Origin of the sequence: Arsukibacterium indicum (genome assembly GCF_019100565.1) — a bacterium.
In the GTDB taxonomy this organism is placed as follows: Bacteria; Pseudomonadota; Gammaproteobacteria; order Enterobacterales; family Alteromonadaceae; genus Alishewanella; species Alishewanella indicum.
This window is the reverse complement of sequence record NZ_JAHRID010000003.1, coordinates 515,463-530,196: the sequence shown is the minus strand read 5'-3', so window position 1 is coordinate 530,196 and position 14,734 is coordinate 515,463. Positions and strand designations below refer to the sequence as shown.

The 14,734-nt window shown below is 51.4% G+C and carries 12 protein-coding genes; 5 read left to right on the top strand and 7 right to left on the bottom strand.

What is annotated here, in order from left to right:
• Nucleotides 1-56: 56 nt before the first annotated feature.
• Nucleotides 57-689 carry a YiaD family glycine zipper/OmpA-like lipoprotein gene (locus tag KQY15_RS09620; RefSeq protein WP_217668966.1) on the bottom strand — a complete coding sequence of 211 codons (633 nt, stop codon included), beginning with the start codon at nt 687-689 and terminating at the stop codon, nt 57-59.
• Nucleotides 690-966: 277 nt separating this feature from the next.
• On the opposite strand from KQY15_RS09620, the gene KQY15_RS09615 reads away from it, so the two are divergent.
• Both KQY15_RS09615 and proB read left to right on the top strand, forming a co-directional pair.
• On the top strand, nt 967-1,428 hold the full coding sequence (locus KQY15_RS09615; protein WP_254795581.1) for a DUF4124 domain-containing protein: 462 nt from the start codon (nt 967-969) through the stop codon (nt 1,426-1,428).
• 76 nt (nt 1,429-1,504) lie between these two features.
• Entirely contained in the window at nt 1,505-2,611 is a 1,107-nt protein-coding gene (proB, locus tag KQY15_RS09610; protein WP_217668964.1) for a glutamate 5-kinase, read from the top strand.
• Here the strand turns inward: proB and KQY15_RS09605 are convergent.
• Nucleotides 2,608-3,930 (bottom strand): coiled-coil domain-containing protein, encoded by a 1,323-nt coding sequence (locus KQY15_RS09605; protein ID WP_217668963.1) that lies wholly within the window; start codon nt 3,928-3,930, stop codon nt 2,608-2,610. The genes proB and KQY15_RS09605 overlap by 4 nt on opposite strands.
• A 178-nt stretch (nt 3,931-4,108) precedes the next feature.
• Here KQY15_RS09605 and KQY15_RS09600 point away from each other — a divergent pair, with 178 nt between their 5' ends.
• Both KQY15_RS09600 and KQY15_RS09595 read left to right on the top strand, forming a co-directional pair.
• Nucleotides 4,109-5,185 (top strand): glycerol-3-phosphate dehydrogenase/oxidase, encoded by a 1,077-nt coding sequence (locus tag KQY15_RS09600; protein ID WP_217668962.1) that lies wholly within the window; start codon nt 4,109-4,111, stop codon nt 5,183-5,185.
• A 90-nt stretch (nt 5,186-5,275) separates the two neighbouring features.
• Nucleotides 5,276-7,186 (top strand): methyl-accepting chemotaxis protein, encoded by a 1,911-nt coding sequence (locus tag KQY15_RS09595; protein ID WP_217668961.1) that lies wholly within the window; start codon nt 5,276-5,278, stop codon nt 7,184-7,186.
• Between the two features lie 18 nt (nt 7,187-7,204).
• Here the strand turns inward: KQY15_RS09595 and argA are convergent, their stop codons facing one another.
• The 5 genes from argA to KQY15_RS09570 form a co-directional block, all read right to left on the bottom strand.
• Nucleotides 7,205-8,524, bottom strand: a complete 1,320-nt coding sequence (argA, locus tag KQY15_RS09590; RefSeq protein ID WP_217668960.1) for an amino-acid N-acetyltransferase — start codon at nt 8,522-8,524, stop codon at nt 7,205-7,207.
• A gap of 140 nt (nt 8,525-8,664) precedes the next feature.
• Nucleotides 8,665-10,062 (bottom strand): glycoside hydrolase family 18 protein, encoded by a 1,398-nt coding sequence (locus KQY15_RS09585; protein ID WP_217668959.1) that lies wholly within the window; start codon nt 10,060-10,062, stop codon nt 8,665-8,667.
• 192 nt (nt 10,063-10,254) lie between these two features.
• Entirely contained in the window at nt 10,255-11,403 is a 1,149-nt protein-coding gene (locus tag KQY15_RS09580) for a glutathionylspermidine synthase family protein (protein WP_217668958.1), read from the bottom strand.
• Between the two features lie 5 nt (nt 11,404-11,408).
• Entirely contained in the window at nt 11,409-12,023 is a 615-nt protein-coding gene (locus KQY15_RS09575; protein WP_217668957.1) for a DUF1190 domain-containing protein, read from the bottom strand.
• A 10-nt stretch (nt 12,024-12,033) separates the two neighbouring features.
• Nucleotides 12,034-12,462, bottom strand: coding sequence for a DUF350 domain-containing protein (locus KQY15_RS09570; RefSeq protein ID WP_254795580.1), 429 nt, complete (start codon nt 12,460-12,462; stop codon nt 12,034-12,036).
• Between the two features lie 200 nt (nt 12,463-12,662).
• Here KQY15_RS09570 and KQY15_RS09565 point away from each other — a divergent pair, with 200 nt between their 5' ends.
• On the top strand, nt 12,663-14,732 hold the full coding sequence (locus KQY15_RS09565) for a M13 family metallopeptidase (protein WP_217668956.1): 2,070 nt from the start codon (nt 12,663-12,665) through the stop codon (nt 14,730-14,732).
• Nucleotides 14,733-14,734: the final 2 nt, after the last annotated feature.

Here is a 14,734-nt window from a genome sequence, read left to right as displayed (position 1 = left end):
TGAACTAAAACAGCGCCAAATGGCGCTGTTTTCTTTATGTCGGTTAGCCTGGACAGCTATTCAACAATTGGCTCAATATGAATTTCTACCCGGCGGTTTTGCGCCCGGTTGGCGTCTGACGTGTTGGGTACTGCCGGATAGTTCGGGCCGTAGCCCTGAGTTTCTAACCGGATAGATTGCACATTTTGCGCCATTAAATAGTTTTTCACGGCGTCTGCCCGCGCCATTGACAGGTTCATATTGTACTGATACGGACCGGTATCGTCGGTATGGCCGGCAATCACCAACATGGTTTTTTCATATTCGCGCAGTACTTTGGCGATATCATTAAAAACCGGATATAAATTCGATTTAATGTCAGAGCGGTTAATATCAAAGGTTAGCTGGGCCGGAATGTCCAGTTTCAATATATCGCCTTCGCGAATAACTCTTACACCAGAGCCGCTCAGTTCTTCGCGCATCGCTTTTTCCTGATTGTCCATGTAGCTACCGACAGCGGCGCCAGCCAGGGCGCCAACAGCGGCGCCAATCACCAGCCGTTTATCTTTATGGTTGCCGGTAGCTTTACCTGCAATAGCACCGGCTACGGCACCAATGGCGGCACCTCTGGTTGCGTTAGACTGGTTAGCACAGCCAGCCAGCACCAGGCTGGCGACAAGGGTTGTAACTGCAAAAGACATCAATTTCATAACAAGCTCCTTAAAATTACAGGTTGAGCATAGCACCGTTCTCTGAATTGCTGCTGAACTTAATAATTTGCTTAAGTGGGTGTACTTTCTTTACGTTTTAACTTTTCAGCACTTGTAGACTTAATGTAAATAGAATTCCCTTTTCCCGTATTATTGGGTAAGGTAAGCAGGTTTTGGGTGGCAAGAATGGCTGCCTGCTGTTTAGGGATAATCAGGACGTATTTTAATGATAACTATAATTCGTTGTTTTTGCTTTCTATTAGTTTTGGGATGGGCAATGCAAGTCCACGCAAGTGTGTTTAAGTGCACTGCAGCTGATGGCAGCGTCGTTTTTCAGGGCTCGCCTTGCGTTAGCGGAGATGAAGCGCAAATTAACATGCTGTTCGGTGAGCGTGAAGCGCAGAAGCCGCTGGCGTTGCTGGCGGGTAGCTGGTGTGAACTGGGTACGTCTAAGGTACTTGACGGCACGGTTTACCGCGATGAAACGCTGAGCAAAACCTGGGTATTTGCTGAAAATAAAATGACGCAGCATATTCAGCAAGGCCAGCGCCATGACACCTTTAATTACAATATCCGCCAGCAAACGGGCAATTTTGTCATTGATCATCCCGCGTTTGGCAGTGGCCAGGTAAGTTGGCATGTGCGCCGGTATACCGAGCAGGAACTGGTCATCGCCGCTTACGGTAACTTTACGCATTTAACTGCAGGTGAGTGTGACGTTGCTATGGTGCGTAATTAAGGTCCGTGCTTAAAAATTTATAGACATATAGACACCTGAATCGTAAGCTGCTGCCATTATTAAGCGGGAGTGTGTTATGGCTTTTACGTCATGGCGTCGTATCGTTATTAAAGTAGGCAGTGCCTTAATTGCGCCGGCCGCGCATGGGTGCTCTACCCGTTATTTGTTAACCATCGCCCGCTTTATTGCTGAATGCCGCCTGGCAGGTAAAGAGGTGGTACTGGTGTCTTCCGGCAGTGTAGCAGCCGGGCGCAACGCCATTGCCGCTAAGCAACAGCCTCTGCCAATTAACATAAAACAAGCCATGGCAGCAGTTGGTCAGAGCCGGATGATGGCTTGCTGGAGCCAGCTGTTCGACTTTGATTGTGCTCAGATCCTGCTTACCCATGACGACCTGCAACATCGCCGCCGTTACCTGAATATCGATAACACCCTGCGCACGCTGCTGGCTAACCAGGTGCTGCCGATTGTCAACGAGAACGACTCGGTGGCAACGGCAGAGCTGAAGCTGGGCGATAACGACAATCTGGCGGCACTGGTGGCAATAGTGGTGGATGCTGATGTGCTGGTAATTTGCTCAGACATTGACGGTTTGTACACGGCAAACCCCAGGCTGGTATCAGATGCCCGGCACATTAGCGAAGTCGCGGCAATTACCCCTGCGATTTACAGCATGGCCGGCGGCAGCCATCATGCTATTGGCACCGGCGGCATGTTGACTAAAATTCAGGCAGCAGAAAAAGCCACCAAAGCAGGTATCGACACCCTGATTATTAATGGTCAGGATGCCGGCAGCTTTGATCGCTTGCTGAATGACTTACCTGCTGGCACCCGTTTTGCCCGGCAGCAAGATCGGCTAAGTGCCAAAAAACATTGGATCCTCAATAGCTTAAAGCAGCATGGTATTGTTGAAGTGGATAAGGGTGCTGAGGCTGCACTGCGTAGTAAAGGCGCGTCGTTACTTGCCAGTGGCATTATCAGCAGCAAAGGCAGCTTTGACAAAGGCGATGCGGTACTAATCGTTGACCAGGCCCAGCAACCGCTGGCCAAAGGGATTTGCCAGTATAGTGCGCAGGAGTTAATGAAAATTGCTGGCTTGCACAGTAAAGATATCGCTGCGGTGCTGGGATACTGCCCCGGTGAAGAGGTAATACACCGCAACGATTTAGTGTTGCTGACTTAGTTGCCCGGCGCAGCTTCCAGCCGGGCTAATAACTGACTATGCTGGCCATACTGATTTTTTGCTTCACTTAGCTGACGCTGCAGGCTGTCCAGTTGCACTCTCAGCTCTGTCAACTGGCGGTTATTATCCTGCAACATTACCTGATGACTATTGCGTGCTTGCTGCAACTCTGCATCCAGTTTGGCCCGGGTGTCCTGCTGCTGTTGTGTCAGTTCGGCCCGCACCGTATTGCTCTGGCTGCTTTGCTGGTCGCTGAGCTCAGCTATCTGTTGCCGGTAAGCTGCATTTAAGGTATCCAGTGTGCTACGTCTGATTGCATTATGCTCATCTTCTTGCTTTTTCAGCTCAGCCAATTGTACCTGATATTGCTGTTCAATCTGCTGATAGGCTTGTCGCAGCTTTTCATCGGACTCTGCTTTGTAGACGGTATAATCGGCCCGGGCCATATTTTTACGGGCAGCGCTGGTGTCGGCGGAAAACTCATCACGTGTTTTGGTTCGCGCGGCGCTACGTGCTTCCCGGGCACGGGTGCGCTCTGCAGAAAAGTTAGCCCTTGCCAGCCGGTGCTCAGCATCCACTTCAGCCACTTTTTTATCATATTCCTGTTTAAACAGAGCGGTTTGTTGTTGTCGTTCAGCTTGTAACTGGCTGCTTAACTCACGGCTCTGGCTGCTAACCTGCTGCTGTAAATCAGCCCGTTGTTGCGAAAACTGCTGTTGTAAACTGGCCAATTGCTCTGCCGACAGCCGGGTTTTCTCCTGCAGCTCGCGGTTTAATTCGTTATAACGGGCGATACCTTTTGCCAGTTGTTCTTCATCTACCGCAATTTTCTGTTGCTGCTCCGTTAAACTTTGCTTAGCCTGTTTTAGCAGTTTTTTATAATCTGAACTGCCTTGCAGTACATGCTGCGGACTAAAGGCTGCTAAAGGTTTACCCGGCCGGAATTGAGGCACGGTTTGAATATCGAGCCGGCTGCGCCACTGACCTGCTTCCAGGCTGGAGTACGCAATACCGTGCAACTGAAATTGCTGTTTCTTTTTCTGAGCAACTTCCAGAATATCGGTCTGCAGTAAATTACCAACCCTATAGTGCAGGTTCTCCTTGGGTGCCATGCTGGCCACAATCCGGTATTGCCATACCGGTTCAACCTTACTGCCTGTCTCTTCGCTGGCTTCAACATTAAAGCCGGTCAGTTGCCAGCCAGCAGGAAGGTCTTTTTCCAGTTGCTGTTTAACAGCAGCCAGCTGTGGTGGCTCGCTGCAGCCAATCAGCATGGCTATCAGCAGGAGTATATAGCCACAATTTCGCCATGTTTTCATTGTTTATGCTCCGTCATCAGTTAATCTGTATCAGTAGATCAGCAGACACCAGGTTAGCTTTGGTTGCTAACAAGATGCCGGGCAGCCGTTACCACAAATTACAACGGACATTGACCTAGTTTAGTCAGTAAATTCCTGAGCCTACAAGTATCATTGTTAATAAGTTTAAGGAGCGTTAATGAAGCTGGCGATAGTGGGTGGAGGCATTAATGGCTTGTCCAGTGCCTGGCAATTGGCGCTGGCAGGTCATCAGGTAACGGTATTTGAGCGCGACACCCTGATGGCGGCCACCAGCAGTGCTTCTTCTAAATTACTGCATGGGGGGTTGCGATATCTGGAGCAAGGCGAGTTTCGTTTAGTACGGGAAGCATTGCAGGAGCGGCGCTGGTGGTTAAAAAAGGCGCCGCAGCTGACCCGGCGGTTACCCATTCTTTACCCGATATATAGCGACTCGCGCCGATCCCGCTGGCAACTGAAAATTGGCTTATGGCTATATGATGCCTTTGCCGGACGAAAGGGCATAGGCCGTCATCGCTGGCTGAATGCTGCACAGGCGCTGCGTTGCTCTGCCACGTTGAAAGCAGAAGGGCTGCTTGGCGCTTATTTATTTTTTGATGGCCAGATGGACGACCGTAAACTTGGTTTGTGGATGGCCGCGCAATGCAGCAAAGCGGGCGTTCAGCTTTCAGAACATAGCCCGGTTATACAGGTAAGCACCGATGGCCGCATTCTGCTTGAAAGCGGTTGGCAGCAATATGACCGGGTTATCAATGTGGCAGGGCCATGGAGCCAGCAGCTGCTGGCAAAGTCAGGCCTGGAGCAGCAGCCACTTGATCTGGTGCGTGGCAGCCATTTACTGTTGCCGCCAATAAGCCGGTATGGCCATATGCTGGAAGTGCCCGCTGAGGCACGCATTATTTTTGTGCTGCCTTATCAGGGGAATACCCTGTTAGGAACAACAGAGGTAAGACAACAGCTGGATGAGCCCATTGCCTGCTCGGCTGAAGAACGGGATTATTTACTGGCAACCTATAATCATTACTTCCAACCTGCCGCAAAGCCAGACGACGTGCTGGCCGATTTTGCCGGCGTACGGCCATTACTGGGCGGCAGCGAGAATGCCAGTAAGGCCAGCCGCGAATATCAGCTTAACTGGCAGGGACAGCTACTGACGGTTTCGGGTGGTAAATGGACCACTGCCCGCGCACTGGCCAGGCAGGTTCGGCAAGCTGTTTCCGAGAGTGCTACAGAGTAATTCTGCAATTTTTTTGTTGCGATAAAAGCTCGCATTGTCATCTGAATTCAGTATGATTTCTGCCATGAAAATAGCCATTACGGGGTTGGCATGGTTTCTTCTTTTAATAAGATGACAGTTAAACAGCAATTTGTGCTGGTATTGGTTCTACTGATATTACTCAGTTCAGTTTTAAGCGGTGTGCTCGCCTACCGTCAGGCGAAACAGCTGGTTGTTAACCGGATGCTGCAGCATGAAATGCCGGCGGTGGTGCGCCAGATTAGCCAGACTCTGGAAAGCCAGGTAAGCCAGATGACCACAGCAACCCGTCAGTTGGCTGAAAACCCTTATATTTTGCAATGGGCTGAGCAAGGTTTCTCTGGCCAGCAGGAAGCCTTACTCCTGCAGCAAATCCGCAATGTTAAAAATCAGCTTGGTCTTGACGCCGCTTCCTGGGCAGATAGGCAAACTGGCCGCTACTGGAATCAGGATGGTTTTCTGCGGGTACTGAATCAGCAGGAAGACGGCTGGTTTTTTGCGTTCAGGGATTCGGCAGCCGCCACCAACGTCAGTTTGTTCACTGAGCCTGGCGGCAAGGTACGGATGTTTGTTAATTATCAGCAGCTAAATGGCCGTGGCTTGTCGGGCATTGCCGTATCGCTGCAGCAAATGGTCGACTTTCTCAGCAAAGTGCGGATTGCCGATACGGGGCTGGCTTATCTGGCAGATGGAGATGGGAATATTGTTATTCACCCCGACACCAGTCTGATTGGCAAGCAAACCATGGCGCAGTTATACGGCAGTACCGTAACCGAAAAATTGGTAGCGGGAACGGTTTTGCGCACCCAGGTAACTGACGATTTATTACTGGTAAGTGTGCCGGTGCAGGGCACGGTATGGTCTGTGGTGGCGCAGGTGCCGCTGGCTGAAGTGCTGTCCCCGGTGCGGCAATTACGTAACACCTTGTTGTTAACAGGCTTAGCAGCCACGCTGATAGCGGGCTTACTGGCCTGGTTACTGGCCAGCTCTTTAACCCGCCGTCTGCATTCTGTGGCAGAAACCCTGCAAAACATTGGCGAGGGTGAAGGTGATTTACGGCAACGTTTGCCTGCAGATGGTGCGCTGGAGGTCAGGCAGATAGGTAGCGGCTTTAACAATTTCGTCGAAAAAATTCATGGTCTGATTACCCGGTTGCATCAGCAAAGTGAACAATTACAGCAGTCGGCTACTCAGGTAGATGACAGCGCCAGCAAAAACCGTGATTTGGCCCAGGATCAGCGCGACAAACTGGCCGGTATTGCCACTGCAATTGAAGAGTTGTCAAATACCATAAGCGCAGTGGCTGGAAATGCCGCAAAAGCAGCAGATACAGCAGAACATACAAATCAAAATGCCAGCAGGGGGCTTGCAGTAATCAGCAATACCAGCCAAAGCCTGCAAAAGCTTACTCTTGAAGTGGATCATATTGCCGCGGTAGTAACAACGCTTGCTAAAAACAGCGATAAAATCGGCGGCATTCTTAATGTTATCCGGGCTATTTCCGAACAAACTAACTTACTGGCATTAAACGCGGCAATAGAAGCTGCCCGGGCGGGTGAACATGGTCGTGGTTTTGCCGTGGTTGCCGACGAAGTTCGGCAGCTTGCCCAGCGCGCCGCCAACGCGACTGATGAGATTCAGCAGATGATTAATCAGTTACAGGCAGAGTCGCAGCAGGCAGTAGGTGCAGCTGAGCAAGGTAAACAACAGGCCAGCGAGAGTGCGCAGGCCATGCAGCAGGCGACGGCGGAATTACAGCACATTGTTGACGGTATCCGGGAGCTGGACCAGCTGAACCGGCAGGTAGCTACCGCTACGGATGAGCAGGCTGCGGTAGTGCAACATCTGGGGCAAAGTGTGCATAACGTTGCCCAGTTGGTTGACGAAAGCACCGGCTCAGCCACTAAACTGGCAGAGTTCAGTGTAAAACTGCGCCAGTTGTCGGGTGAGCTTAACCGGCTGATAGACCGGTTTATTGTATAGCCGCTTGGTTTAATAGCGTTACAGGGTTAACGCCAGGATCTTTGAGCGGCGCTGATAGTTGTATAGCTGCTTTTTCTGGCTGGGCAAATCGTCAACGGTAACCAGCTCAAAGCCCTGCTCTAAAAACCAGTGAATGCTGCGGGTGGTCAGGGCAAATACTTTGTCATAGCGACGCTGGCGGGCCTGCTGAATAATATGTTTCAACAGCAGGTAGCCGCGGTCGGCATCCCGGTAGTCGGGATGTACCGCCAGACAGGCAAATTCGCCCACGTTTTCATCAACAAACGGATAAAGTGCCGCACAGCCAATCACCAGGCCATCGCGCTCAATCAGGGTAAAGTAGTCAATCTCCATTTCCAGTTGCTCGCGCGAGCGGCGTACCAGCAAACCCTGTTGCTCCAGCGGGCGGATTAAATCCAGAATGCCGCCAATATCGCGAATGGTAGCGCGGCGTAACTTTTCAGCTGACTCGGTAACAATCTGGGTGCCGATACCGTCTCGGGAAAATAACTCCTGCAGTAAGGCACCGTCTTCATCATAACTGACTAAGTGGCAGCGTGGCACGCCACCACGGGTGGCAGTAATGGCTGCATGTAAAAACGCCAGGGTGCCAGGACACGCTGATTTGTTTTCCGAAAGTTCTTCTAAAATATTTTCGGCTTCATTTGGCATTAATTCAGCAATAATGTCGCCGTCTGGCTCAGTTATGCCGCCAACCTCGCTAAAACCAATCATTTTATCGGCTTTCAGCTTAATCGCGACCTGGGTGGCAATATCCTCGGCAGTTAAATTAAAGCTTTCACCGGTTACCGATGCGGCAATGGGCCCCATCAGCACAATGCCGTTGTGATCTAACTGACGGCGGATACCGTTAACATCAATCCGGCGCACTTTGCCACTATGATGATAATCAATGCCTTCGTCCACGCCCAGTGGCTGGGCTATGACAAAGTTACCACTTACCACGTTTATCTGAGCGCCCTGCATCGGGGTGTTGCTTAAACTCATCGATAAGCGGGCGGTAATATCCAGTTGCAGTGCTCCGGCTACCTGTTTAATCAGCTTGAACGAGTCGTCATCGGTTACTCTAACCCGGTTATGGTAAGTAGGCTCAAGTCCTGCTTGGCCCAGCGCCTGGTTAATTTGTGGTCTGGCGCCATACACCAGTACAATTTTAATTCCAAGGCTGTTTAGCAGTGCTATATCATTAATAATGCTGCGAAACCCTGGTTGGGTAATAGCTTCGCCGCCCAGCATTACCACGAAGGTTTTGCCACGGTGAGCATTAACATAGGGAGCTGACTGGCGAAATCCGGATACAAGTTCAGTAGTGCGCACGGGTAAGGGGCTTCCTTCTAGCTGAAAATTAACAATGTATAGTATAAAGATGGCAGCAAGCTGACAATTTGCCAACCTTCACTGCGCTAAAAGCGGTATTCTAGGGATAAAGTGGTTTTATATCCACTTTTTAAGCATATTTATTCCTTTTTGTGCGAGTGGTCTAAGCCTTGATGCATCGCGTTTAAAATATGACCATTGTCGCCCGCAAGCTCCCAGGCGAAAATGCCGCCCAGTTGATGTTGCAGAATATAGGCGCCTTTTGCGCGCACCGATCGCGGCGTATCCAGGCTTATCAGGGTATTGGTCGCCGGGTTCCAGATATAACTGGCCTTGGCATTATCATCCCAGCCAACAGTAAAACCATTAATACCGCTGGCCTCTGACCCGCCGATAAAATTGGCTTCAAGTTGCTTATAATTCAAAGATCCTGCCTCGCCCTCGCTGATGCTGGCTGTGGCAGAGCCGCTGAACGGATTATTGCCTTTTACGCCGTTAACATCCTGCCAGCCACGGCCATACATGGCCACGCCTAAGGTCACTTTGCCAGGTGGCACACCGCGCGAGAGTAAATACTGCACTGCTTCATCGGCACTGCGGCCGGTATTTGCTGCGGCTGCTGCAGCAAACAAGCCGGTATGATGCCCCATCAGCTTACTGCCGGCGCCGTAGTAGTCGTAGGTCATCAGGTTGATATAGTCCATATGCGGCGCTGCCTGTTCCCAGTCGATCAACCGTAATTTTTCCAAACCGCCTGACATTGCTGCGGCCAGTTCATACTCACGGCCGGTTTCTGCTGCAAGTTGGTTCAGGGCAAGCCGCAATTCACGCATTAAAATGGCAAACCCGGCACCATCCTGCGGGCTGCCAAGCCCGGCTGTGGCGCCGCCACCGCCGGGAAATTCCCAGTCGATATCAATACCGTCGAAAAAGTCGTAAGTACGGATAAAACCGATAATCGAATCGATAAATACGGCACGGGCGGCCGGCTCAGTGCCAATATCGTACAGCGGATCAGACAAGGTCCAGCCGCCAACCGACGGTAAAATTTTAAGATGTGGGTGCACCTGCTTTAAGCGGGACAGCTGGCCAAAAATGCCACGGTATGGCTGGCCTGAATGGTCGCCCGGGTAACTTTTCTCCAGCGCAGCAAACTTGTCGTGGATGACGACCGAATAGTCCGGTTTACCCGCACATTGGCGAACCAGCAGTGCGTGGCCCTGCGGATTAGCCGATTGCAGTGACGGGTTGTTACCACATACCGGAATAAAAGCGTAATACAGATGTGTCAGGTTTTGTGCTGGTATATCAGCAACCTGGAATCCGGGATTAACAGTACCCCATTCTGTAAAGTAAGCGCCCACCTTTTTACCACTGGTATGACTGAATGGCAGATTATGTGGTTTCAGCGCATGCGGCCAGCCAGATATGGCAGGATCGACGTCAGGGGCAGGGACTGACTGAGCATTGGCAGACAGCGAAAGGAAGCCGATGGCGCAAACTACTGGCTGAACAAGTTTCCTGGTCAGGTTGATCATCTTAATCCTGAGTTATCAAAATGTGATAGTAAACACTACCCTACGCCAAAAATGACAGCGTTGTCAAAGATTGAGATGGCTTTGACTGACAAGTTAGTTCTAGCCTGGTTTGGTGATTGGGGGTACTGAACGCAAAAACTGACTGAAAGCTGCCGCAATATTTACACTATCGCTTGCGGTAGGCTCATATATTCAATCGAGGATTATATGTGGTAAAAATCGTGAACTGTCTTTGGTTATCAGGCTGTTGTCTTCCCGGATACAAATGCCGGCAGCACTGTCACCTACCACCCAGCTGCCAATTAAGGTGTAGTTATCGCCAAACTCAGGCAGTGGCGCTAATGCCTGGCGAATATAACCGCTGTCGGTGTAAGGGCCATCTTCGGATAAACGCTGGCCGTCAGTGGTGACCAGTTCAATATTGGCGCCTTCGCGTGAAAACAGTGGCTTTTTAACCCAGCCTGGCTCTACTTGCTGCTTGTCAGCAAAAAACGCCGGCAATAAATTGGGGTGGCCCTGATATTTTTGCCACAATAGCGGCAAAATGCCTTTATTCGATAGCAGTAATTTCCAGCTTGGTTCCAGCCACTGGGTTTTACTGGTCAGAATGCTGCCGGCAAACTCTTCCTGCAGCATAAATTCCCATGGATACAGCTTAAATAAGCCATTGATTGGAAAGCCATCCATATCAACCAGTTGGCCTTCCATGTCACCCAGTTGTTCCAGCTGAATATAGCGGCAATTCAAACCAGCCTGCAGTGCGATGTCCATCAGGTAATCGACCGTGCCTTTATCTTCAATACTCTCTGTTACGCTGCTAAAGTAAAACGGCTGAGCCAGTGGCAACTGAGCAAATGCCTGCTCCAGTTTATCCTGCAACGAATTAAACTGGTCGCTACCCTGCGGCAGCTGACCGCGCATCAGCTGATCTTCCAGCCATACCCACTGGAAAAAGCCGGTTTCAAATAACGAGGTAGGGGTGTCGTAATTCAGCTCCAGCAGTTTTGCCGGGCTCTGGCCGTTGTAGCTGAAGTCCATCCGGCCGTATAAATGCGGCTCACCACTGCGCCAGCTGGCGGCGATGTAGTCCCAGAACCGTTCGGGAATAGCCAGTTGCTGCAGCAGCTGTTCGCTGGCCAGAATATCGGGTACCAGATCCAACGCCATCTGATGCAACTCTTCGGTCGGCGCTTCCAGGTCCTGCTCGATTTGTTGCAGGCTGAACTGGTAATAGGCACTTTCATCCCAGTAGGGTTCGTTGTCGATGGTATGAAATTCAAACCCGACACTGTTGGCAAAATCCTGCCAGCCCGGCCGCGGCGCAATGCTGTGACGTTTCACTGTAATCAGCCTCCGTAACTACGGGTAGCGCTGCGCTGAGCCGCCTGGGCACCAAAGCCACCACGCCTTGCAAGGGTTGCAGGCTTGGGCTGCACTGCAGACGGTCGGATGTTGGTAGTGCCGGGTTGGCTGGCCACGGCGGTGTTGGTAGCGGTACGAAAGGTATTACGGTCATCGCGAGACTTATATAATGGCTGGGTTGGTACCGTGTTGCGGCCCGTTGCTGCAGCAGTTTGCTGGTTTGCCGGCTGACCTGCTGCCGGCGCTAAGCCGCCACGGTTCAGCATCTGGCCCGCCATAAAGCCCATCATCATTGGCATAAAAAAACTGCCCTGCTGATGTTGCTCAGGTGCGGTTTCACACTGGCCGGCACCAAAGTCGGCTTCGCATTCCTGCTTATTAGCATAGCGCGGTGCCACTTTCGGGTGTAGTTGTGCTGCTTGTGCAAAAGCGGCCTGACATTGCTCGGGCGGGTTGTAAAAGGCGGCACACTCGTCAGGGGTACTGAATACCTGTGCTTCGACCTGCTTCTCGGCACAGCCGTTTAATGCCAGACCGGTTGCCGGGATCATAAAAATCAGCGCGGCTTTACGGCTGCGTTTGCTTTGGCGTACTGTCATATCCGGCTCCTTAATAACTCATACAGGCGGCATTTAATATACCAATAGTGATCGAGCAACCGGCAGAATAAATACCAGCAGCGAGTTCACCCTGGGTAATACGTTGGGGTAACTGTTTCAGGGCAGCATTGCTTACTAAAAAGGTCAGCACCTGCACCACCAGCGCTACTGCGCCCCAGATAGCGCAATCAAGCAATGACATAGAATGGGTAATGGCGCTGGCAAGCGGCCAGGCAAAGCCCACCAGAGCGCCGCCAAACGCAATGGCTGCGGCTGGGTTATTGGCCCGGATAAGCGCGAACTCATCATGGGGGGTTACCCAGGTATACAACCTGATAAACAGCAGCAGCAATACCACTGCTACGGCGAAGTAAGCCAGAAAAGACGGGATACCAGCAAGTGAGGTTAGTGCGGTATTTAACATGTTGCTGTTGGTCATTAATAAATCCTGCAAGTAAACGCGAGCATTGATCCTGCTTAAAATGTTGGCGTAATTCAAGTAAAACCGGTTAAACCGAGGTAGTTTGCCTTTTGTCGCAGCCTGGCTGCGGGTTAACCTGCCATGCTTTACAACGCAGGCAGAGCTTTTACACTCGGGTTATATTTCAAACAATAACAGTTATCGACCAGGGAATCTTTATGAATAAAATATCCGCTTTAGCGCTGGGCGTCGCATTATCGCTTGGCCTGACCGCCTGTAGCAGCCAACCTGTTAGCAGCAATGCAACGCAATCGCCCGCTGCCACCGCCTCACAGCCGTTAGGCTCTGGCATTAATCCGGCTAATATGGACACCAGCGTGGCACCACAGCAGGACTTTTTCCGCTATGTAAACGGTAACTGGCTTAGCAGTACCGATATTCCAGCTGACAAAGCCCGCTGGGGCAGTTTCGATGAGCTTAGAGAAAATGCCGAAAAGCAGGTGCTGGCTATTATTCAGGAACTGGCTGCCGGCCAGCATGCAACAGGCACCGATGCTCAGAAGATGGCCGATTTATACCGCTCTTATCTGGACGAGGCACGGATTAATGCTCTGGGGCTGACGCCATTATCCAGCGAGATCAGCCGGATAGAAAACCTGCAAAGCGCTGCCGACTTAAGCCAGTACTGGGGTGAAAATCAGCGCTATCGTTTTGGCACCCCGCTGGCGGTGTATGTGGGCCAGGATCAGCGGCAGTCTGATCAATATATTACCGGCGCCAGCCAGGCTGGCCTGGGCATGCCCGATCGTGATTACTATATAAAAGACGATGAACGCAGTAAGGTATTGCTGGCTCAATATGGCAGCTTTATTGAGCAGTTATGGCAACTGGCAGGCTGGGACAATGCGCAGCAGGCTGCCAAAAACATTCTGGCGATAGAGACCAGATTGGCCGAAGCACAGTGGAGCCGGATCCAGAACCGTGACCGCAACGCCACCTATAACAAATTAAGCAAAGCCGAACTGGCAGAACTGGCGCCGGGCTTTGACTGGCAGCGGTTTTTAACGGCTGCTCAGCTTGCTGATATTGAGCATATTGTGGTGCGTCAGCCCAGTTATTTTAAAGCCTTTGCCAGCATTCAGGCCGAGGTTCCGCTGGCACAGTGGCAGCAGTATCTGAAGTTTCATTTATTGCGGGCTAATGCCAATAACCTGAGTGAGCCTTTTGTTAATGCCAGCTTCGATTTTTACGGCCGTATTCTAAGTGGTCTGCAGGAGCAGCGTAGTCGCGAAAAGCGCGCGGTCAGCACTGTTGAAAGCAACCTGGGCTTTATGGTTGGCAAAGAGTATGTAGAGCGGCATTTTCAGCCTGAAGCCAAAGCGCGGATGGACGAAATGATTGAAAACCTGCGGGTTGCCTTTAAAGAGGCGATTGACGAGCTGGAGTGGATGAGCCCGGCCACCAAAGTGGAAGCGCAGGCCAAACTGGCTAAATTCAACACCAAAATTGGTTATCCTGATGTCTGGCGTGACTATGAGTGCGTTACCATTGCCGCTGACGATTTAATTGGTAACCTGCGCCGCAGTGCCGACTGTGAGTACCAGCGGATGGTTAACCGGCTGGGCCAGCCGGTTAACCGCGATGAGTGGGGCATGACACCGCAAACGGTTAATGCCTATTACAGTTCAACCATGAATGAAATTGTGTTTCCGGCAGCCATTCTGCAGCCACCGTTCTTCAATGTTAACGCTGATGATGCGGTAAATTACGGCGCTATCGGCGGCGTTATTGGCCATGAGTTTACCCATGGCTTTGATGATCAGGGCCGCCGCTCTGACGGCGACGGCAATTTGCGTGACTGGTGGGTACCGGAAGATGAAAGCCAGTTTCGGGAGCGGGCACAGCGGATGATTGACCAGTACAGCAATTTTAACCCGATTGACGATTTACGGTTACAGGGCGCATTAGGTCTGGGTGAAAACATTGCCGATTTAGGCGGCTTAACGGTGTCGTACCGGGCTTACCAGAAAGCAACAGCAGGCCAGCCGGATCGGGTGATTGATGGCTTTACCCCGGAGCAGCGGTTCTTTATGGGCTGGGCTCAGGTATGGCGGATTAAATTCCGGGATGAAGCACTGCGCCAGCAGGTTATCACCGGGCCACATTCACCGGGCATGTACCGGGTACTGGGCGTGCTGTCGAATATGCCGGAGTTTTACCAGGCGTTTGATGTTAAACCAGGTGATGCGATGTACCGCGAAGAAGATGTCCGGGTGAAAATCTGGTAAGG